Source organism: Bacillus sp. GZB, from assembly GCF_001975995.1.
GTDB classification, from domain to species: domain Bacteria; phylum Bacillota; class Bacilli; order Bacillales; family Bacillaceae; genus Bacillus; species Bacillus velezensis.
In genome coordinates this window covers 472,044-494,093 of the sequence record NZ_MTQG01000010.1, presented here as the reverse complement: position 1 = coordinate 494,093, position 22,050 = coordinate 472,044, and the positions used below count along the sequence as shown (strand labels likewise).

The window sequence follows — 22,050 nt, the reverse complement described above, 5'->3', positions numbered from 1 at the left end:
AGAGAAGACAAGACTCTAAAGGGGGAAACCGAATGGCTAAGTACATAGGATACGCGGGAACATATACAAAAGGCGGAAGCGAAGGCATTTATTGTTTCGAACTTGATACAGAAGCGAAAAGGCTCAGCCGGCCGAAGCTGGCAGCAAAGCTCGGCAACCCGACATACGTCACTCCGAATTCTGATAACAGCATGCTGTATTCCATTGAAAAGGCAGACGGAAAAGGCGGTGTCGCAGCCTATCAGATTCATCAGAACAGCGGGGAATTAACTTTTGTGAACCACCAGCTGATTGAAGGCCCGTCTCCATGCCACGTCAGCATTGATGATAAACATGAATATGTGTTAACCGCTAATTACCACAGCGGAAAAGTGCACGCCTTTCCCGTCAATGAGGACGGAAGTCTGCAGGAGCCGGCTGCCGAAGCCGCTCATACGGGAACAGGTCCTCATGAAAGACAAGAGAAACCGCATACCCATTTCGCAGGCTATACACCTGAGCATAACTACATTGCAGCCGTCGATTTAGGGACGGATACGCTTTATACTTACCAAATGAAAAACGGTTCGCTCACAGAGGTGAAAACTCACTCTTTCGCACCGGGTTCAGGGCCGCGCCACATCGTTTTCCATCCGGCGGAAAAATACGCCTATGTCATGACGGAAATCAGTAATGAAGTCATCGCGCTTGAATACAACCCGACCTTAGGTGAATTCAGAGAGCTGCAGGTCATTTCCGCTTTGCCTGAAGGCTTTACGGACAAATCGCAAGGCAGCGCGATCCGCATATCTAAAGACGGCAGATTTCTTTATGCCGCCAACCGCGGACATGACAGCATCGCCATCTATAAGATCAACCAATATTCCGGTGAATTGTCTCTTATTGAATGGGTGTCGACAGAAGGCAACTGGCCGCGTGATTTCGCGTTTGACCCTTCCGAGACATTCCTTGTCGCGTCAAACGAAGAAACGGGAAATCTGGTTTTGTTTGAACGTGATCCGGAAACAGGCAAATTGACTCTGCTTCAATCCGACATTCCGGTTCCGTATCCGGTCTGCGTGTCATTTCTGCATCAGGTTTAATCAAAAAAGAAAGCTGACAATATAAAGTCAGCTTTCTTTTTTGTATAAATGGCAGGCGACAAAACGCCCCGCCTTCACTTCTTCAAGCTCAGGCGTTATCTTATCGCAGAGCTCCATCGCTTCAGGACACCGCGTCCTGAATACACAGCCGCTCGGCGGGTTAAGGGGGCTCGGCAGCTCCCCTTTCAGAATAATCCGTTCACGCTTGTCCTCAAGAAGCGGATCAGGAATCGGGATTGAGGATAAAAGCGCCTTCGTATAAGGGTGAAGCGGTTCCCGGTAAAGCGCAGCGCTTTCTGTAATTTCCATCATGCGGCCCAAATACATCACGCCGATCCGGTCGCTGATATGCTTGACCATTGATAAATCGTGGGCGATAAATAAAAATGTCAGCCCTTTCTCTTTCTGAAGCCTTTTTAAAAGGTTGACGACCTGAGCCTGTACCGACACATCCAGCGCGGAAATCGGCTCATCCGCCACGATAAATTCGGGATGCAAAGAGAGCGCTCTGGCAATCCCGATTCTCTGCCTCTGTCCGCCGCTGAATTCGTGAGGATACCGGCTGCCGAAATCCGGATGGAGCCCGACAGCTTCAAGCAGTTCATCCGCCATCATCAGACGGGCTTTTCTTGTATTGTAAAGATTGTGGATTTCCATCGGCTCCATAATAATTTCCCTTACGGTCAGGCGCGGATTTAACGAGGCGTAAGGGTCTTGGAAAATCATCTGCAGCTTGCGGAAGAAGACCGACCGCTGTTCTGCCGCGGCACGGTGTATATCCGTCCCTTCATATGATACCGAACCGGCCGTCGGGTCATACAGACGGAGAATAACCCTTCCGAGCGTCGATTTACCGCATCCCGATTCTCCGACAAGTCCGAATGTTTCCCCTCTTTTAATGTGAAAGCTGACACCGTCGACTGCTTTTACGGCTTTCTTTCTTCCTGCGTCAAAATGCATTTTCAGCCCGCTGACTTCAAGGAGCGGAGATGCCGTCATTTTCTATTCCCCCTTTTCACTTATACAGCGGCGTACGGTGCATAATTCTTTTTCATAGACGGTTCCTTCCAAAGACAGCACTTCGATTGTTTTTCCCGTTTTCGGGGAGTGCAGCATCCGGCCGTCTCCCAGCGCCAAACCGACATGGTGGATTGCGCCTTTTCCTTCTTCATAGGCGAAAAACAAAAGGTCAGCCGGCCGGATATCGTTTACCGCCGCGCTGCATCCGGCTTTTGCTTGGTCCTTTGCATCACGGGGAAGGGTATAGCCGTTTGCTTTAAATATCGAATACATAAACCCGGAACAGTCAAACCCGAAACCGCTCAGTCCTCCCCATAAATACGGAAGCCCGAGAAACATCATGCCCGTTTCGATGACATCGGCCGCCCGTCCTTCCGTATGCCGGCACTCGTCTGCGTCAGCTTCATTTACGAACCGTTCTCCGAGCGGCGTCATCACCCGGAAAAAGCCTTTCTCACGTCCTGATGCCCGAAGACGCGTTAAGAAACTTACTTCCAAGTCCGGTTTGCCATTTGTGTGATATAAAAAAGCTGTCGGTTTGGTAATCCATACAGCGGGGGAAGATGTATGAAAGCCGTCTTTTGAAAGCTGGCTTTTTTTCATCCACCCCGGATATCCGCACACATCCTTGTTTGAAGGCTGGCCGGGAACGGCGACAAAAGCCCATTCCCCTTCCTCTTTAAGAATGATCACCTCTTCCCCGAAAAGCGCTTGCGTTTGGACAAGGTTGTCTGTGCATAATTGCAGCCGCTCTTCATATCCCATAGACGCTAACCATTTTCTGATCTGCGGCGGGTTTTCGAGCATCGGCGCATCATACGAACGGGGAGATGACGGCAACGTCCATACATTGGCTGCCGCCGCTGTAACGGCTGCTCTCATCTTTTCGCCTCCTCTTGTATCGACACACCGGTAATGCCGAGACCCGGTTCATCGGGAATCGTAATCTGACTGCCGCTGTATGTGATGCCGCCTTGAATCAAATCATCTTTCAGCATAAGCGGCGCATCAAAATCAAACCTTGTCACATTCCGTTTGGCCGCGGCAAAATGAGCCGCGGCGGTGATGCCGAGCTTGGTCTCAATCATGCTGCCGACCATGCATTCCACGCCGCACGTTTCCGCCATCGCATTGATTGTTTCCGCCTGCTTTATGCCGCCCGCTTTCATCAGCTTAATATTAATTAAATCGGCGCTTCTCGTCTGCAGCACGTGAAAGGCCTGACGGGGGGTAAAGACGCTCTCATCCGCCATAATCGGCGTGTCTACGGCATCTGTGACCTGCTTCAGCCCGGCGATATCGTCTTTATGAACAGGCTGCTCGACAAGCTCAATGCCCAGGCCGGCGTCTTCCATCTTTCGGATCGCAGTCACGGCTTCTTTCGGCGTCCAGCCTTGGTTGGCGTCCAATCTCAGTTTGACGTTTCCGCCGACACGTGATCTGATCGCCTGAATCCGCGCAACATCGTCCGATATGTCACCTATGCCGACTTTTATTTTTAAAATATGAAATCCTTTGTTCACATAACGGTCTGCATCCCCCGCCATCTCTTCAGGAGAATTAACGCTGACGGTAAAATCTGTTTCCAGTGTATTCCGATAGCCGCCGAGAAGCCGGTAAAGCGGCTGTCCGTGCATTTGCGCCCATCCGTCATATACAGCCATATCTACCGCGGCTTTTGCGCTTTGATTTCTTTCCAACAGCCGGCTGATATCATACAGAACAGCTTCCGTGCCGGAAAGGCTCCGGCTCAGCAGAGCGGGCTTCAGCACATCGTGGACGGCGCTTTCAATACCGTCCGCGCTGTCGCCTGTAATGACAACCGTCGGCGGCGCCTCCCCCCAGCCGATCAGACCGTTGTCAAAAGTGAGCTTCACAATGACCGATTCAGCATTGTAAACCGTGCGTAAAGCGGTCTTAAACGGCTTTTTCAGCGGCACGGACATCCGTCCCGTTTGAATATCTGTAATCCTCACGCCTGATCACTCCCTTCCGGAAACCCCCGATTCAATCGTTACCGCTTTGGCCGCCGTATCCATAACCGCGCGGGCTCCGATCGGAACGGCGAAGCTCGGTGAACAATGGCCGATTTTAAAGCCTTTAAGCGCGGGCTTCCCTGATTTGACAATGTAATCATTCAGCACTTGCTCTAAGGTGAGGGACTTTTCTTTGTTTTTCGGTTCGCATTGGTGAAAATCACAGACCAGGATTCCGGCTGCGTCTGACAGTTTTCCGGCCATCTTTAATTGATTCAGCATTTTGTCGATTTGATACGGCTCCTCATCAATATCCTCGATAAACAGCAATTTGTCTTTCGTATCAATTTCAAACGGCGTGCCGAGCGTGGAGGTAATGAGCGACAGGTTGCCGCCTGCAAGCTCTCCCTCGGCCCTTCCGCCTGTCAGCACCTCTAAGGGAGAAATGTCCTCCGTATAGGTGAATTCCGTTTCTGTAAAAAGCTGATGATACGACGCTTTTGTCAGGGGATCAGCATCTTCAAGCCCGACATCCGTGCTCAGCATCGGGCCGTGAAATGTGACGAGCCCCGTATTTTGATGAATGGCGGTATGTAAAAACGTAATATCACTGTATCCCCAGAAAATTTTCGGATTGCGGCGGATTAAGCCGAAATCGATGTCGGCGGCAATGCGGCCCGTGCCGAATCCTCCGCACGCGCATATCACCGCTTTAACATTCTGATCACTAAACATGTCATGGAGATCATCGAGACGCGCCCGGTCCTCTCCCGCCAAATAGCCGTGACGAGTCTTCAGCGCCCGGCCGAGTTTCACATGAAGGCCAAGCTCATTCTCTAAAAACAGCAGCGCGGTTTGCAGCGTCCCGCTCTCAGGCGGGCTTGCGGGCGCAATCACACCGACCGTGTCGCCTTTTTGCAATGCTTTCGGTTTATGGTTCATGACTTTTTCAATCTCCTTTCCGGATTGAAAAGTGAAACACGCCGCTCCTTTAACGGCAAAAGAGCGGCATATGTTTCCGCTGTAAGATCAGGACTTTTCCGCCCATTTCAGATCAATGTAACCGACGGGGTGCCGGACAATGCCCTTCACGCCGCTGTTCTGCAGATGCACCTGATTGTAAAAGTAAATCGGAATGATCGGAGCCTCATTCATGAGCAGCTTTTCCGCTTTATGCATGAGTGCAAAACGTTTTTTGGCATCGGCTTCCTGTTTTGCCTGCTTGATGTAGCCGTCGTATGCCGCGCTTCCCCAGCCGGTGCGGTTCATGGAATTATCCGTCTGGAAAGCCTCAAGAAAACTGATCGGATCTGCGTAATCCGGTAAAAATGAGCTTTGAGAGAACTGGAACTTCAGTCCTTTCTGCTCTTCTAAAAAGACGTTCCATTCCATATTGGCGAGCTTAACGTCTATACCGAGCACACTTTTGAGCTTCTGCTGAATCGCTTCCGCTATTTTCTTATGCTCCGGTTTTGTGCTGTATGTCAATGTAACGGCGGGCAGCTTGTCATAATGCTCTTCTGCCATGCCTTTTTCCAGCAGTTTTTTGGCTTCTGATTCATCCGGATTTAATAAACTGCCGCCCGCTTCGCGGAAATCTTTCCCGTCAGGCTGAGTAAATCCCGGGGATACAAAGGCATGTGCCGGCTTTTCACTGTTTTTGGTCACATAATCCGTGATTTCTTTCTGATCAATCGCTGCCGCGAACGCTTTTCTGATCTTTTCATTTTGAAACGGCTCCATTTTCACGTTAAAACGATAGAAATAGAGTCCGGCCTGATCCCACGTGCGGACATTTTTCCCTCCCATCAGCTGCTCGCTCAGCTCTGCCGGCACAAAGGCGGTATCCAAATCCCCCGACTGAAACATCTGATAATCGGTATTCCGGTCACTGACCATCGCCCATGTGACTTTATCCAGTTTCACCGTCTTTTTATCCCAATACGTCTCGTTTTTGACCATCGTCATGCTGTCGTCATGCTTCCATTCCGTCAGTTTAAACGGCCCGTTGCCGACAAATGTTTTTGCTTCAGTGAACCATTTCGGATCAGCCTTGGCGACCTTCTCATTAATCGGGAAATACGCCGGATTGGACACGACGCTCAGAAAATAATCCTGCGGCGCCGCCAATGTGACGACAAGCGTTTTTTTATCTTTTGCCGTGACTTTCACGTCTTCGTGTTTGCCTTTTCCGCTGTTAAATTCTTCTCCGCCTTTGATCATGTAGCCGAGAAAAGCGGAAGATGCGCCCGTTTTCGGATCGAGCATCCGTTTCCAGGCGTACACGAAGTCTTCCGCCGTAACGGGATCGCCATTTGTCCATTCGGCGTTATCACGGATATTGAAGGTATATGTCAGCTTATCAGCGGACACCTTCCAGCTTTCCGCCATGGCCGGTTCGGGCTTATTATCTTTTCCGAGCCTCGTCAATCCTTCCATGATGTTATTCAGCGGCTGCCAGGAAACATTATTAAATCCGATCGGCGGATCAAGTGAGGTCGGCTCATTTTCGTTATTGAGCCGCAGCACCGTTTCACCCCCCTGTTCTTTTGCTTTGCCGGGTTCTGTCCCCGCCTGTTCATTGGCTGTACAGCCCATCAGAGCAAACGAAACAACAGCAATCACACCGATCGCCCATCTCTTTTTCATTTCAATCCCCCTTTTTCCTCTGCTGCCGTCAGCTGCTGCTTCAGCCGCTCTGCACGGTGATCCTGAAGCCAGCAGTTGACGATATGGCTTTTGGATTTCATGGTTGTTGCCGGATATACCTTTTCACAGACGATCATCCTGTCCGGGCAGCGGGCGGCAAACGGGCAGCCCGGCGGCGGATCGAATAAATCAGGCGGCGTCCCGTCAATCGGCGACAGCTCACTATCCTCCATATCCAGCCGCGGCACTGAACGAAGCAGCCCCTTTGTGTATGGATGAGCCGGACGGTAAAAAATATCATGCCTCGTGCCGATTTCGGCGATTTTCCCCGCATACATGACGGCGACTCTGTCGGCGGTCTGAGCGACGACGCCGAGATCGTGTGTGATCAGAATAATAGACACGCCTGTTTTTCTTTGAATCTTCTTAAATAATTCAAGGATTTGTGCTTGAATCGTCACATCAAGGGCCGTTGTCGGTTCATCGGCGATCATAATTTCCGGCTCGCAGATCAGAGCCATTGCGATCACGATCCGCTGCCGCATGCCCCCGCTTAATTGGTGAGGGTACTGCTTCAGGCGGGATTTCGAGTCCGGGATACCGACCAGATCCAGCATGGCGAGAACTTCGGATTCAGCTTGTTTTCTTGTCATGGCGCGGTGTTCCAACAGCGCTTCTGAAAGCTGATTCCCTATGGTCAAAGTCGGATTGAGCGCCGTCATCGGGTCCTGAAAGATCATAGAAATATCGCGCCCCCGGATTGCCCGCATTTCCCGATCCGACATTTGGCAAAGGTCTTTCTGTTTAAATTGTATGCTTCCGGATTCAATCTTTGCCGAATGTTTCGGAAGAAGGCCCATCACGGCTTGTGACGTCACGCTTTTTCCGCAGCCAGATTCACCGACGATCGCAAACGTTTCACCTTTATATAAATCGAAGCTGACGCCTCTGACGGCTTTTACAGTGCCTCCGTATGTTGAAAAAGTAACATGCAGATTTTGAACGGAAAGAACTTGCTGCGCCATTTTTCCTACCTCCTCAGTTTCGGGTCTAACGCGTCCTGCAAGCCGTCTCCAAGTACGTTAAACGCGTACATCGTCAAGGAAATGAAAAAAGCGGGGAAAAACAGCCGCCACCAATGGCCTGATAAAATCGCCGGCAGCCCGTCGTTTGCCATGACTCCCCAGCTTGCAAACGGCGCCTGAATGCCGAGTCCGAGAAAACTTAAAAATGATTCCGCAAAAATCGCCGCCGGCACCGTAAGCGTCATTTGGACGATAATGGCTCCCATCGTATTCGGCAGCAGATTTTTCTTAATAATCCGAAATGTTTTCGCTCCAAACGTTTTCGAAGCCAATACGTGTTCATCATGCTTCATCCTCAGCACCTGCCCTCTGACAATCCGCGCCATGCCGACCCATCCCGTCACGGTCAGAGCGACGATAATGGAACTGAGCCCCGGCCCCATCAGCACCATTAACAAAATGACAACGAGCAGATACGGCAATCCGTAGAGAACCTCGATGATTCTCATCATGGCGCTGTCTGTCCGGCCCCCTTTGTAGCCGGCGACGCCTCCGTAGATAACGCCGATCAAAAAGTCGATCAGCGCCGCCATCACACCGACAAATAAAGAGATCCTCGCTCCGTACCATGTTCTTGTAAACACGTCCCGGCCAAGTTCATCGGTTCCGAACCAGTGTGAAAAAGACGGCGGAAGATTCTGCTCGGCGAGCGTCTGCCTTGTCACGCTGTGCGGTGATATCAGCGGACCGAACACAGCCGATAGAAACAGGCAGCATAATATCACAAGCCCGGCCATCGCCAATTTGTTCTTTTTAAGCCGCCGCCACGCATCCTGACTGTAAGACAGGCTCGGACGCTTGACCGACTCGGTTTCACCCTTTCTTTCCGCGCCCGGCTGAAACCAGTCATCAGGCACTTCTGTGTGTTTTACCGTTTCTTGCGGGAGATTCATCAGGATCACCCTTTCTTATGAAGTTTTATGCGCGGGTCTAACAGGCCGTATGCCAAATCAACCAGAAACAGCAGGACGATCAGAATCACACTGTAAAATACGGTCGTTCCCATGATGACCGGGTAATCACGCTGATTGATGCTTTCTACGAAATATTTGCCCATTCCCGGTATGGCAAAAATTTTCTCGATGACGAAACTGCCCGTTAAAATACTTGCGGCAAGCGTCCCGAGTACTGTCACAACAGGCATAAGAGCGTTTTTCAATGCGTGTTTGATCACAATTTTGACGGGAGAAAGCCCCTTTGCTTTTGCCGTGCGGATGTAATCCTGAGTCAGCACTTCGGCCATGCTTGATCTTGTCAGCCTCGCGATAATGGCCATGGGACCGACGGCAAGCGCAACAGTCGGCAGGACCATGTGAACGGGACTCGTCCAGGTAGCTGCCGGAAACCATTTCAGATGAACCGCAAATTGCTGAATCAGCAGTGTAGCCATAATAAAATTCGGAATGGAAATCCCGAGCACCGCAAGGCTCATAGCCGCGTAATCGAGAAATCCGCCGCGCCTGAGAGCGGCCATTATGCCGAGCGCGAGCCCGGAAATAACAGCGATGATGATCGCCGTTATCCCAAGCTCAAATGAGACCGGAAACCCGCGTTCAAGCATAGCGTTTACACTGTCTGACGGTTTTTTAATTGAAGGACCGAAATCAAAGGTAAGAATGGATTTTAGATAGATGGCGTATTGAGTGATAAGAGGTTCGTTCAGATGGTAGTAGGATTCGAGATTTCGCTGGACCGCTTCGTTTGTGCCCCGCTCTTCGTTAAAAGGCGAGCCGGGTATCACTTTCATCATGACAAATGTCAGAGTGGTGATGACGAGGACGGTCATAATCATGGCGATAAAACGTTTGATAAAATACCGCAGCAATGCCGTTCACCCCTTTAACAGAATGTTGTTCTCATGGCGAGTTCTGTCATGACGAGCATGGCCTGATAGGCTTCCGGCATGTCTTTTGCCTGAAATTGAACGATTGTCGTTCCCGGGATGATTTCTGTGCCCGGCATTAAATGGGCCCATTCAGCCTGTCCGTAGTTGGCAAATTCAATGCCTAATACAGGTCTTTCAGGCGGAGTCAGCGGTTTGACCTTATCTTTATTTTTGAGCGCATAGGCTGTTTTTTCCGTCAGGAGCCGTCCGGCTTTTTGAGGGGACAGGCATTTGACCGCGGTTCTTGAAATGGTTTGTTTGACGGCGGCAGTCGTCACATTCGGGATCAGCTCCTCCGCTTCTTTTGCGGCACAATCATCTCCGGCAGCCATGATGACAGGGACATCGTAAAATCCGGCGAGATAGGCATTTAACCCCAGTTCACCGACCGGCTTATCATTTATGTAAAAGTGGCGGACGCCGAATATCATGCTGTGCGACATGACGCCCGGCATCGACGCTCTCGCATGATAGCCGATAAACATCACACCTGAATACGATTCATCAAGCCCCTGCATCATGGAAAACGGCTTGACATCCCCCGTAATCAGCTCTGCCTCAGGGTGAAGTTTTTCCGCGAGCAGATTATTCATCTTTGAGTGGCTGTCATTCACGGTCACTTCCGTGCATCCGTTATTAAACGCTTCTGCGATGCACCAGTTTGCTTCTTCGGTCATCAGAACCCTGCCGCGCTCATAATTGTGCATGCGGGAATTGACAAATGTTTCATCAGGCAGTCCGGAAATCCCTTCCATATCCACAGATAGATACAGTTTCATGTAATGCCTCCTTTTTTACTTAAAATTTCGATATTAAATTATGAATATTCTAACAAATTATATTAAAAAAGGATGAAACATGCAATATACCATTCTGCCATTATAGGAAAAAACAAACCCTTTTCACCGGGAAAAGGGTTTGCTGATAGAAAAAGTTACATACTGTTTTTGCTTATATGATGACGCTGAAACTGTCTGACCGCACTTCTGTATTCATGATCGGGAATGACCTGATGCCTGATCGGTTCAGGAGCCTGCGGCGAAGGCTCTTCAGCCGCCTGCTTACGGACGGCATGCGGTTTATGCGCCAGCTTATGCCCCATGCCGGTCGCATTCATGACAAATGATAAACACACTAAAAGCAAACTTAAGATGAAAGCAATAAGAAACAAATCGCTGTATGTCCCCATCAGCAGGTCATGCGGCGATTGTGTGCCGCGCGCGCCCCGAAGCGTGCCGGAAGCATCTCTTTTCGTAAAATACCCTATTAAAACAGGAGCGCCCATATAAATGAACAGCCTTAAAAACTGAACTGCCGTCATGCGTTTCACCAGTTCCGGAAGCGGTCCGCCCAACGCGGCTCCCATCAGTCCGGCTGCCACAATAAGCCCTGTCCCGGCCGCCAGCATCACGAAAAGCCCCGCAAATAGAATAAGCGGTATATGATGATCCGCCGTCATCCATTGGAAATTCACGAACACCAGTATAACAGAGCCTGTTATGCCGAGCATGCCCGGACCGACTTTATCATATGCTAATGCACTGATGACAGCGGCGATGGCCACGCCTCCCAAAAGGCTCGCATAAAGGAATATCTGTTGAGTTTGTGACATATGATATGCGGTCTGAAGCTCCCCGTGAAATGCCGAAAGACTGACCGCTATGGAAATACTGCCCGCAGCGATCATGAAAACACCCAGAATCGGCTTTGGAATCAGCATAAGTTTAATCGAAATCAACGCATGTTCGTTTCTGTACTGCATGATCAGCAAGATGAGAAGAATGACGATGCTTCCTCCAAATCCCGCCAATGTCTGCCATGATGAAAAGCCCCATTTCGGCAGATGAATAAATGTATAGGCGGTCAGCACGGCTGATACACCCGCTAACAGAAAACCGATGCCGTCAAATGGAGATTTTTCAGCATTTTTATGAGCGTCATCCCGCAGCCACATATAACTGAAAATGAGGCCGAAAAAAGACAGCAGGCTAAAAATGCCGAACAGCCAATGCCAATGGCCGGCGCTTGCCGCCGCCGTGCCTAAAACGGTCCCCATAATGACGGAACCGTAAAATCCGCCGATTAACACAAATAATGCGTAATTCCGGCGCTCAATCGGAAACGAAAGCACCAGCATGGGAATCATAATCATCAGCATAGTACCCGCCGCAGCTCCCTGTAAAAAACGGCCCGCGGCGAGCGGATAAATATCATTTGTCACAGCAGCAAGGAGCGCTCCGATGACACCCGCGGCCATCGAAATCATATAGACAGGCCGGGAGCCGAATCTTTTTCTTAAATACGGCCCCGCCGGCACGAATAAGGCAAATGCCATATTCCCGATAATAATCGGATGAAAAGAGTCAAAGTTTTCCCCGCCGACCGTCTGCCGGACAAGGCTTTGGACAGCCGAAAGAGCGGTATTCGACATCAGCCCCGGCCCGACCGCCAATACAGCAAGCAGAGAAATGATCCAGTGATGTTTTTCTTTCATGTGACAGCTCCTTTCTGACTATTTGACAAAGTGAAAAAGCTAACAGATTTCCCCCATTAGCTTGACAGAATTTTTCATGTGAAGGATTGAACATAATATCTCATTTATTATTTCAAATCCGATGGAAATTGTCAATATACAGCGCCTCCGTCCGATTTCATCTTTTTCACAATTTCCCACAATCTTTTCATTATTATCCCACACTTTTTGTTTAAGATGGAGTCAGTAATAATAGGCAAATCATGCTATGATGAAATAGAGAAACGGAGTGAACATGATGGATAACTATCGTGATGAAAATCGGACAGACCAAAAAGAACAGGAAGTCCTTTTAGTAAAAGAAAACCCGCAGCCGGCCGGATATTCCGCGCCGGACGAGGACAAGAAAAAACGAAGCTTCGGCTGGTTCAGACCGCTTCTCGGCGGAGTGATCGGCGGAGGGCTCGCCCTCGGCATCTATACATTTACGCCGCTTGGAGACCATCAGACTCAAGATACTTCCAATCCGGCTCCCGCTCAGGAAACGTCATCGGTAACCGCCAAGCAGACATCTTCTGATTCCGGCAGCGGCAAATCGGCAAACAGCTCATCGGCAAATTCAAGCAGCATTTCGAATATGGTGGAAGACATTTCACCGGCGATCGTCGGGATCACCAATCTGCAGAAGCAGCAAAGCAGTTCCGATTTATTCGGATTCGGATCAAGCTCAGATTCAAACTCAAATTCATCGGGTGATGATGCGGAAACGGGATCGGGTTCAGGCGTTATTTTTAAGAAAGCAAACGGCCAAGCGTATATTATTACGAATAACCACGTGGTCGAAGGCGCCTCTTCCCTTAAAGTGTCATTATATGACGGCACCGATGTAACAGCTAAACTCGTCGGCAGCGACTCTCTGACAGACTTGGCCGTTTTAGAAATCAGTGATAAACATGTAACAAAAACGGCAAGCTTCGGCAGTTCATCCGCTCTCAGAACGGGTGAATCCGTGATCGCCATCGGTGATCCGCTCGGCAAAGACCTTTCCCGCACCGTCACACAAGGCATCGTGAGCGGTTTAAACAGAACGGTCTCGATTTCCACGTCAGCTGGTGAGTCAAGTATCAACGTCATCCAAACCGATGCCGCGATCAATCCCGGAAACAGCGGCGGACCGCTCTTGAATACAGACGGCAAAATCATCGGCATCAACAGCATGAAAATCAGCGAAAGTGATGTAGAAGGCATCGGCTTTGCCATCCCGAGCAACGATGTAAAACCGATCGCCGAAGAGCTTCTCACGAAAGGACAGGTGGAGCGCCCTTATATCGGCGTGAGCATGATCGACTTGGAACAAGTGCCGCAAAACTATCAGGAAGGCACACTCGGGCTTTTCGGCAAACAGCTGAATAAAGGCGTTTATATTCGCGAAGTGGCGCAGGGCTCACCTGCAGCCAAAGCCGGATTAAAAGCAGAAGACATCATTATCAGCTTAAAAGGGAAAGAGACCGACACGGGCAGCGAACTTCGCAATATTCTCTACAAGAATACGAAAGTCGGCAGCACCGTTGACGTGAAGATTATCAGAAACGGCAAGGAAATGACGAAAAAAATGAAACTGACTCAAAAAGAAGAAACATCTTCTTAACAAAAATCCAAGGCAGCCGCCTTGGATTTTTTATATACAGATGAAACTTTAGGCCTGGATCAGCCGTATGACCTAGTGTACAAAGGAGGATACATACACATGAAACAAACCGGACTTTTGCTGGTCGTTACCGGCCTGATCTTGCTGCAGCTGAGCATTCAGCTTCCTCAGCAAAACGCTGCTTGGGGAATGACGCTTGGCGCAAGCATTTTACTGAACCTTTCGGGAACCGGACTGATCATGCGCTCTCTGCACACGCAGACCGGCCGCAGATGAATAAAAAAAGCACCCTGTCCGCTGGCCGGACAGGGTGTTTCGGTTAAGACATATGCTGGTCCCGATAAATCTTTTCGTTTTTCATGCCGTACGCTTTTTGCACGATATAGAGCGGACGGTCTTTTGCTTCGTCATAAATCCTTCCGATATATTCGCCGATCATTCCGAGCATTAATAGAACGATGCCGCTGAATAACAGCTGTATCACAATCAGAGAGGACCAGCCCGTAATGGTGCTGTTCGTAAACAGCTTCATGTATAAAACGATAAACATATAGAGAAAACCCGCTCCGGACATGATCATTCCCGCATAGCTTGCCGCCTTGAGCGGTTTATGAGAGAACGTTGTGATTCCGTCCATGGAAAGCTTCAGCATTTTTTTAAGCGGGTATTTCGTTTCCCCCGCAAGCCTCTCATCTCGTTCATATTCTACAGCAGTCTGCTTAAAGCCGACCCAGCTGACGAGTCCTCTGACAAAAGGATTTTTTTCTTTTAATCTTTTCATCTCATCACAGACTTTTCTGTCCAGCAGGCGGAAATCTCCGGTGTCGAGCGGAATATCAATATCAGTCACGCTCCGCAGCAGCCGGTAAAACATAGAGGCCGTCTGTTTCTTGAAAAAGGTTTCTCCCTTTCGTTTCGTTCTGACGGCGTACACCACATCGTAGCCTTCTTTCCACTGCTCAATCATATCAAGGATTAATTCAGGAGGGTCCTGCAAATCGGCGTCAATGACGGCGATTGCATTCCCCTCTGCATAATCCATACCCGCTGTGATCGCGATCTGATGTCCGAAGTTTCTGGAAAAATCAATAATTTTCACTCTCGGATCAATCAGACTTTGCTCTCTTAAAATCTCAATACTGCGGTCTTTGCTTCCATCATTGACAAAGATCAATTCATAATGCTCTTTTGTTTGATCCATGACTTCTTTCAGGCGCTGATAGGTTGTCTGAATGACGAGTTCCTCGTTATAAACCGGGACGACTATTGAATATTGAATATGTCTGCTCATGTTTTTTCCTCCTATTCATCAGATTGAAGTTCGTATAGTGAAGCTGACTGATTCATTCCGCCCGGCCCGCCACTCATTCGGCTGTTTTTACCCGCGGCCTTGCTGCTTTTTGTATCAGCTGCATCATGATTTTTCGTTTTCTGATCTGTGCTTGATTGCCATTTATCTGAAGATACTTTCTTTCCGTTTTTCTCAACCCACTGCACAATATCGTTATTTCCGCCTTTGCCCATTCCAGATGTTAAGAAGTATTTTACTTTCCCTTGTTTTACGAGCTTTTTAAATTGAGTCAGCGTAATGGCCGGGTCAGACCCGCTGAATCCGCCGATCGCCATGACCGCTTTTTTCGTTTTAATAATGTAAGGCGCCGCCGTGTTGGAATCGGTTGTAGCAAATAGATAGTCCGCTCCGGCGTTATGTTTCTCTAAATAGTTGATCAGTTTTGTATTGACAGATGCGTTATCCATTCCCATGCCTTTTCCGCTTGTTGAAGCGAGCTGAGGGCCTGTTTCAGGCAATGAGCTGTTGCCTCCGTACAGAAGCGGTGTGCTCGCCCAATAAATCGGCATCACCATCAAGACGAGAAGGGCTGCAAGTGAAACATAATAACTGAGCGGTTTTTGGCGCTGTTTGAATACGAACAGGGCGATTGCTGCCACTGCGCCGAGAACGCCTGCTCCGATGCTCCAGCCTGCGCCGATTTGATCATTGTAGTGTCTGAGGATAAACAGCTCAAATCCGGTTGTCACAAGAATAGCGGCCGGCAATAGCCAAGTTTTCCATCCCGCCTGCTTGCGGTACAGATGAACGAGGGCGACCCATCCCGCACCGACAAGTGCCGCGATCGGAGGCGCCAGCATAATGAGATAATAATGGTGGAAAAATTCCGCCACACTGAAGAATCCGGCAATCGGTACAAGCCACGCTGCCCAAAAGATCGTTTCCTTCTGTTCTGCTGATAATCTTCTTCTTTCTCTCGCCCCGGCGATCAATAAACCGGCCATTCCAAAAATCGCAAACGGCAGGAGCCAGCTGATCTGATCAGATAATTCCGTTTGGAAAAGGCGCAGCGGACCAGGGGTTCCCGTACCGAACATTCCTGAACCTGATTGCATTTTCGAGCCGGTGCCTGTACCGCTTTTTCCTCCGCCGCCGGGACCGCCTCCATCTCCGCCGCTTGAAGGGCCTCCTTGACCGCCGCTTGGCATTTTCCCGTTAGATGGAGGTGCCGTCATACTGCCGTTTTGTGATTTGTCTCCGCTTGCTGAACTGCTGCTTGAAGACTGGCCAGGCGGTTTTTGCATTTGTGAAGAACCGCCGGGAGAAGACATCTCTTTCGATGCGTTTCCGTCCGGCCCGCCCTGGCCGCCGCCGGAACTTTGCCCTGTCAGCCGCTGAATCCCGTTATATCCGAAAGCCAATTCCAATACGGAGTTTGTCTGGCTGCTTCCGACATATGGCCTTTTGCTGGCAGGAATATTGTCAACAATGAGCGGCCATGACAATGAAACGGCTGTTAAAACGGCTAACGCGCTTACCAATGAAATGATTTTTTTCTTAATCGTGGTGTTTGCCGCAATCATATAGAACAGCAAGAAGGCCGGCAAAATCATATAAGCCTGAAGCATTTTTGTGTTAAAGCCTGCTCCGACGACAAAAAATGCCGCCAAAAGCCAGATCAGTCTGCCTTTTCTGATCGCTTTAAAGAGAAGCCAAGTGGCGAACAAGAGGAAAAAGACCAGTAAAGCATCGACATTGTTCGTCCGCGCGACCGCTACTGCGATCGGTGTACACGCCATGACAAATGAGGCGATGCGCGCCGCCGTTTTTCCGAACGTCGGCTTTATTAATAAGTACATGAATAGAACTGAACCTACACCCGCCAATGCCTGAGGCAGGATGACGCTCCACCCGTGCATACCGAATATCAGCGCGCTGATCGTTTGTATCTGGTATGTAACAGGCGGTTTATCTACCGTGATAAACCCGGCTGCGTCAAATGAAGCGTAAAAGAAATTATGAAAGCTTTGAAGCATACTCGTTACCGCTGCGGTGTAATAAGGATTCACCGTATCGTCATTCCAGATGTTGTACATATTCAAGAATGCGGAAGCGAGTAAAATGAGAATTAAGACTGCGTCTATCTCGCGTTTTTTCATTTTCACCTGTGTTTTCACTCCTTTTGTTTAACTTTGAACAAGTGTAACAACCAAATGTGAAAAATTTATTAATAAACAAAGACAATTATTTTGCCGTTTACAAATAGGTAAAAAGAATGACAAAACGGGTAAAAAAGCAAAAAAAAGATGCCCCCGTCAAGCCGGGAGGCATCTGTCATGATTTCTGATTTACTGAATCGGTTTCAGCCGCGCTTCTATTTCAGAACGGCGGTGTTCGAGATAAGGCGGGAGCGCAACCGTTTTGCCTAGCTCTTCAGGTTTTTCATCAACCATAAATCCCGGACCGTCCGTTGACAATTCAAACAGAATTCCGTTCGGCTCCCGGAAGTATAGCGCTTTGAAATAATAACGCTCTACAATGCCTGAGTTGCTGAAACCTTCTTTCGTAATGATGCGGTGCCATAAAGCAAGCTCCTCTTCATTCTGAACGCGGAAGGCCACATGGTGCACGCTGCCTTTTCCAGGACGCTCGCGCGGAAGATCGTTTCTTTCAATGAGATGGACTTCTGTACGCGCGCCTCCGTTTCCGGATTCGAGCACCGTAACCGTGCCCCGGTCTTCATGCGTTTCTTTCCCGATTTCAGTGAAGCCCAGCACATCGGTTAACACACGCAGGGTCGGTTCTGCATACGGGACGGTCAATTCAACGGGACCAAGACCGCGGAAAGAATATTCTTCCGGTATACCGCTTTGCTTCACCGCTTCACCGATGTCTTTTCCTTTTTCGTCAGCTGTCAGCACAAGCCGCTGTCCTTCATGATCCTGAAAAGCGAGTGTGTCCCTGCCCGCTATTTTCACGATCTCACTGTGAGAGACCTGATGCTCTTCAAATCGTTTTTTCCAATATTGCAGCGCTTGTGCATCCGGGACACGCAGGCCGATTGACGAAATACTGTTTGTCCCCGCATGAAACGGCGCAATCCGCGGAATTTCGAAAAACGTCAATTCAGATCCCGGATTGGCTGTTTCATCACCGTAAAACAAATGATACATCGTCGGTTCATCTTGGTTTACGGACTTTTTCACAAGCTTCAGTCCCAGGATGTTCCGATAGAAATCTAAATTTTTCTGCGCATCAGCCGTCAATGCTGATACATGGTGTATTCCATTAACTTTCATTATGTTATCCTCCAGTCAATTATCTCGATTTCGAGATATTTTATATATACAATTTATGTTATCCGGATCGTAAAGTCAACCCATCTGCTTCACAGACGGTCTGCAGACTGCCGCTCCCCAAATAACGAACCTTTGATATTAAAAAACCATTAATGTTCGCTTTTAAAACGGTATTTTTTCCTTCTCAAAAGCAGAAACCTTTATCTTTTAGGCAAAACGACAAAATCAGAAAATTTATTTTATTCGTGTTTCAGCAATTAGGGTTTACAATATGGAAAATAGTTTTTTCAGCATGACGATTTTACACCTGGAGGGAAAGGATATGCAGATTGAAGAGAACGGACTTAAAAAAGAGATCGGCCTTACCATCGCCCTCTCACTTGTTATCGGCACCATCATCGGTTCCGGCGTATTTATGAAACCAGGCGCCGTGCTTGCCTACTCCGGTGATGCGAAAACCGCGCTTATCGCGTGGCTGTTAGGAGGCATTTTGACGCTTGCCGGCGGCTTGACCGTTGCGGAAATCGGCACTCAGATTCCGAAAACGGGCGGACTTTATACATATCTCGAAGAAGTGTACGGCGAATTTTGGGGCTTTTTGTGCGGATGGGTTCAAATTATCATTTACGGCCCCGCCATTATCGGAGCAATCGGCTTGTATTTCGGCTCTTTGATGGCGCACTTGTTCAATTGGGATTCCGGCTGGTCTAAATTGATCGGGATTTCAGCCGTTTTGTTTTTAAGCATCATTAACATTATCGGAACGAAATATGGCGGCATCGTACAGGGAATTACGACTGTCGGCAAATTGATTCCGATTATCTGCATGATCGTGTTCGGCCTTTGGAAAGGCGATCAGCATATTTTTACAGCCGTTACAAGCAGCATGTCGGACATGAATTTCGGCGCTGCCATACTGGCCACCTTGTTTGCTTATGACGGATGGATTCTGCTTGCGGCACTCGGCGGCGAAATGAAAAATCCGGAAAAGCTGCTCCCGAGAGCGATGACGGGCGGACTCTTGGTCGTCACCGCCATTTATCTTTTCATTAACTTTGCGCTGCTGCACATTCTTCCTGCGACCGATATCGTCAAACTCGGTGAAAATGCGACCGGCACCGCTGCCGGAATGCTGTTTGGCGACATCGGGGGAAAATTGATCAGCGTCGGAATCATCGTCAGCATCTTCGGCTGTTTAAACGGAAAGATTCTCGCTTTTCCGCGTGTCTCGTTTGCGATGGCGGAACGGAAACAGCTGCCGTTTGCCGGACAGATTTCGCGGGTGCATCCGACGTTCCGCACCCCGTGGATTGCTGTGTCATTTCAGATCGCGCTGGCCATTATTTTTATGATCGCCAGCAATCCCGATAAGCTGTCTGAAATCTCTATTTTCATGATTTATATTTTTTACGTCATGGCCTTTTTCGCCGTGTTTATCCTCAGAAAAAAAAGCGGCGGAAAACCGCGCGCCTACAGCGTGCCTTTGTATCCGATCATTCCTGTTTTGGCCATCGCGGGTTCACTGTTTGTGCTGATCAGCACGATCATTACAGATACACTGAGCTGCGCGCTGTCCCTTTTGATCGGCCTCGCCGGGCTGCCGCTTTATTTTTGGCTGAAAAACAGCAGAAAAAACTGACAAAAACGGTTCCTTTTACGGGAGCCGTTTTTTTTCGGCAAAATCACGTGCAAAAGTTGACAGCAAATTCACATCTTTTGTTATACTTTTTAAGCAAGATGTCTGAATTCGAAGTATGTTACGTTTTTTTGGCAAAGTGGGTAACATAAGAAAAACAGGATGAGACACGTTTTTACGAAAAAATCAAGAGGCGTTTTTTTCGACTTTATCTATTTTTTTTCGACAAAAGGCTATATAATAATTTGATGTGTGCATTGTCTCATTCAAACAATGGAGGGTTTTTAATGATAAAAAGAAAAAAAGATAAGTTCTCACTCCTTTTAACAGAAATCGCAAAAAATATAGATGAAACTGCAGAGTATTTTGTGAACTTTAAAGTCACAAACCAAACAACACTTAAAGAATTTGCAGATACGTTAAAAGAATACGAAACAAAAGGTGACAATCATGTTCATGTCATGATTAAAGAGCTTAACAAAGCATTCATCACTCCTATTGAACGCGAAGATATCCTTCAGCTGACAAACAGCCTGGATGATGTGCTTGACGGAATTGAACATTTCTCTGCCATGATGGAGATTTTCTCAATTACTTCATCAGACGAGCATATCGACAAATTCAGCGGCTACATTAGAGAATGTGCGAAAGAAATTTTAATTGCAACTGAGCTGTTGGCAGAAAACCGCTTAAAGGACATTCAGCCTCACGCCATCAAAATTAAAGAGTATGAGCACAACTGTGACAACCTGCACAGAAAATCATTAAAAAATCTTTTCGGCCATGAAACAGATCCGATCAAAGTGATCCAATATCGTGAAATTTACGAAACGCTTGAAGAAATTGCTGACTCTTGCCAAAGCGTTGCCAATAATCTTGAAACCATCATTATGAAAAACGCGTAACGAGGGGTTAAAATGGATACTCTATTACTTTTAACGATATTAATTGTCATTTGCGCTTTGGTATTTGACTTCATTAACGGATTTCACGATACCGCCAACGCAATCGCCACCTCAGTTTCGACAAAAGCGCTGAAGCCGCGGCACGCGATTATCATGGCCGCCATCATGAACTTTCTCGGAGCGATGACGTTTACCGGTGTGGCGAAAACCATTACGAAAGATATTGTGAATCCTTATACATTAGACAACGGATCGGTTGTCATTCTTGCTGCTTTACTCGCCGCAATCGTCTGGAACTTGATCACATGGTATTTCGGCATTCCGAGCAGCTCTTCACATGCGATTATCGGAGCGATCGCCGGTGCGGCCATTGCAGCGTCAGGTTTTGCGACGCTTAATTATAAAGGGTTCATTAAAATTATCGAAGCACTTATCTTATCGCCGATCATCGCCTTTGTTCTCGGCTTTATCGTATATTCGATCGTGAAGCTGATTTTTAAAGACAGCAATCTGGCGAAAACAAATAAACGCTTCCGCAGAGTGCAGATTTTGACGGCTGCCATTCAGTCCTATACACACGGAACGAACGACGCGCAAAAAGCGATGGGTATCATTACGATGGCGCTTATGACGGCCAATTTACATAAAAGTGATGCCATTCCTTTTTGGGTGCAGCTCTCTTGTGCCCTGGCAATGGGTCTCGGCACATCCATCGGCGGCTGGAAAATCATTAAAACCGTCGGCGGTAAAATTATGAAAATCCGTCCGGTAAACGGCGTATCTGCCGACTTAACCGGCGCAGCCATTATTTTCGGGGCTACGTTTATTCATCTCCCTGTCAGCACGACGCACGTCATTTCGTCTTCCATTCTCGGTGTGGGCGCTTCCCACCGCGTAAAAGGCGTGAACTGGGGAACGGCTAAACGGATGCTCATTACATGGGTCATCACCCTGCCGATTGCAGGTACACTCGGCGCCATCGCCTTTTTCATCCTAGATCTCTTTTTCTGATGACATCCGCTTCTTTACAGAAGCGGTTTTTTTTGTGACAGGAAAATGATGTCATGACATAGAATGAACATAGCAGACCATTTTTCAAAT

General features: G+C 48.5%; 19 protein-coding genes. 6 read left to right on the top strand and 13 right to left on the bottom strand.

What is annotated here, in order from left to right; translation table 11 throughout:
* Nucleotides 1–32: 32 nt before the first annotated feature.
* Nucleotides 33–1,082 carry a lactonase family protein gene (locus tag BXO87_RS02870; RefSeq protein WP_038457757.1) on the top strand — a complete coding sequence of 350 codons (1,050 nt, stop codon included), beginning with the start codon at nt 33–35 and terminating at the stop codon, nt 1,080–1,082.
* 27 nt (nt 1,083–1,109) lie between these two features.
* On the opposite strand, the gene BXO87_RS02865 is transcribed toward BXO87_RS02870, so the two are convergent.
* The 10 genes from BXO87_RS02865 to BXO87_RS02820 all read right to left on the bottom strand — a co-directional run bounded on the left by BXO87_RS02865 (nt 1,110) and on the right by BXO87_RS02820 (nt 12,191).
* The gene (locus BXO87_RS02865; protein ID WP_038463766.1) at nt 1,110–2,081 is read right to left on the bottom strand and encodes an ABC transporter ATP-binding protein; all 972 of its coding nucleotides are present in this window, start codon (nt 2,079–2,081) and stop codon (nt 1,110–1,112) included.
* A gap of 3 nt (nt 2,082–2,084) precedes the next feature.
* A complete protein-coding gene (locus BXO87_RS02860) occupies nt 2,085–2,984 on the bottom strand; it encodes a C40 family peptidase (RefSeq protein WP_038457756.1) in 900 nt (299 codons plus the stop codon).
* Nucleotides 2,981–4,048, bottom strand: coding sequence for a dipeptide epimerase (locus BXO87_RS02855; RefSeq protein ID WP_373692064.1), 1,068 nt, complete (start codon nt 4,046–4,048; stop codon nt 2,981–2,983). The genes BXO87_RS02860 and BXO87_RS02855 overlap by 4 nt, the downstream gene beginning before the upstream one ends.
* 36 nt (nt 4,049–4,084) lie before the next feature.
* The gene (locus BXO87_RS02850) at nt 4,085–5,020 is read right to left on the bottom strand and encodes a S66 peptidase family protein (RefSeq protein WP_038457752.1); all 936 of its coding nucleotides are present in this window, start codon (nt 5,018–5,020) and stop codon (nt 4,085–4,087) included.
* A gap of 87 nt (nt 5,021–5,107) precedes the next feature.
* Nucleotides 5,108–6,727, bottom strand: a complete 1,620-nt coding sequence (locus tag BXO87_RS02845) for a peptide ABC transporter substrate-binding protein (RefSeq protein ID WP_038457749.1) — start codon at nt 6,725–6,727, stop codon at nt 5,108–5,110.
* The gene (locus BXO87_RS02840; protein WP_007610859.1) at nt 6,724–7,752 is read right to left on the bottom strand and encodes an ABC transporter ATP-binding protein; all 1,029 of its coding nucleotides are present in this window, start codon (nt 7,750–7,752) and stop codon (nt 6,724–6,726) included. The genes BXO87_RS02845 and BXO87_RS02840 overlap by 4 nt, the downstream gene beginning before the upstream one ends.
* Before the next feature lie 5 nt (nt 7,753–7,757).
* A complete protein-coding gene (locus BXO87_RS02835) occupies nt 7,758–8,705 on the bottom strand; it encodes an ABC transporter permease (protein ID WP_003154782.1) in 948 nt (315 codons plus the stop codon).
* A 5-nt stretch (nt 8,706–8,710) separates the two neighbouring features.
* A complete protein-coding gene (locus BXO87_RS02830; protein ID WP_007610853.1) occupies nt 8,711–9,637 on the bottom strand; it encodes an ABC transporter permease in 927 nt (308 codons plus the stop codon).
* Between the two features lie 14 nt (nt 9,638–9,651).
* A complete protein-coding gene (locus tag BXO87_RS02825; RefSeq protein WP_007407248.1) occupies nt 9,652–10,476 on the bottom strand; it encodes a M55 family metallopeptidase in 825 nt (274 codons plus the stop codon).
* A 155-nt stretch (nt 10,477–10,631) separates the two neighbouring features.
* Nucleotides 10,632–12,191: an MFS transporter gene (locus BXO87_RS02820; RefSeq protein ID WP_038457747.1), complete on the bottom strand. Its 1,560-nt coding sequence runs from the start codon at nt 12,189–12,191 to the stop codon at nt 10,632–10,634.
* 277 nt (nt 12,192–12,468) lie between these two features.
* Here BXO87_RS02820 and htrA point away from each other — a divergent pair, with 277 nt between their 5' ends.
* Together htrA and BXO87_RS20780 are read left to right on the top strand one after the other, a co-directional pair.
* On the top strand, nt 12,469–13,818 hold the full coding sequence (htrA, locus tag BXO87_RS02815; RefSeq protein ID WP_149917160.1) for a serine protease HtrA: 1,350 nt from the start codon (nt 12,469–12,471) through the stop codon (nt 13,816–13,818).
* 99 nt (nt 13,819–13,917) lie between these two features.
* Nucleotides 13,918–14,094, top strand: coding sequence for a hypothetical protein (locus BXO87_RS20780; protein ID WP_014417532.1), 177 nt, complete (start codon nt 13,918–13,920; stop codon nt 14,092–14,094).
* Between the two features lie 43 nt (nt 14,095–14,137).
* On the opposite strand, the gene BXO87_RS02810 is transcribed toward BXO87_RS20780, so the two are convergent.
* The 3 genes from BXO87_RS02810 to BXO87_RS02800 all read right to left on the bottom strand — a co-directional run bounded on the left by BXO87_RS02810 (nt 14,138) and on the right by BXO87_RS02800 (nt 18,408).
* On the bottom strand, nt 14,138–15,109 hold the full coding sequence (locus BXO87_RS02810; RefSeq protein ID WP_007610846.1) for a glycosyltransferase family 2 protein: 972 nt from the start codon (nt 15,107–15,109) through the stop codon (nt 14,138–14,140).
* Nucleotides 15,110–15,120: 11 nt separating this feature from the next.
* Entirely contained in the window at nt 15,121–17,274 is a 2,154-nt protein-coding gene (locus BXO87_RS02805; protein ID WP_038457744.1) for a glycosyltransferase family 39 protein, read from the bottom strand.
* 183 nt (nt 17,275–17,457) lie between these two features.
* Nucleotides 17,458–18,408, bottom strand: coding sequence for a ring-cleaving dioxygenase (locus BXO87_RS02800; protein ID WP_007610844.1), 951 nt, complete (start codon nt 18,406–18,408; stop codon nt 17,458–17,460).
* A gap of 322 nt (nt 18,409–18,730) precedes the next feature.
* Here BXO87_RS02800 and BXO87_RS02795 point away from each other — a divergent pair, with 322 nt between their 5' ends.
* The 3 genes from BXO87_RS02795 (at nt 18,731) to BXO87_RS02785 (ending at nt 21,960) form a co-directional block, all read left to right on the top strand.
* On the top strand, nt 18,731–20,047 hold the full coding sequence (locus BXO87_RS02795; RefSeq protein WP_038457739.1) for an APC family permease: 1,317 nt from the start codon (nt 18,731–18,733) through the stop codon (nt 20,045–20,047).
* Between the two features lie 284 nt (nt 20,048–20,331).
* Nucleotides 20,332–20,949 carry a DUF47 domain-containing protein gene (locus BXO87_RS02790; RefSeq protein ID WP_032874614.1) on the top strand — a complete coding sequence of 206 codons (618 nt, stop codon included), beginning with the start codon at nt 20,332–20,334 and terminating at the stop codon, nt 20,947–20,949.
* Nucleotides 20,950–20,961: 12 nt separating this feature from the next.
* Nucleotides 20,962–21,960 (top strand): inorganic phosphate transporter, encoded by a 999-nt coding sequence (locus tag BXO87_RS02785; RefSeq protein WP_032874611.1) that lies wholly within the window; start codon nt 20,962–20,964, stop codon nt 21,958–21,960.
* Nucleotides 21,961–22,050: the final 90 nt, after the last annotated feature.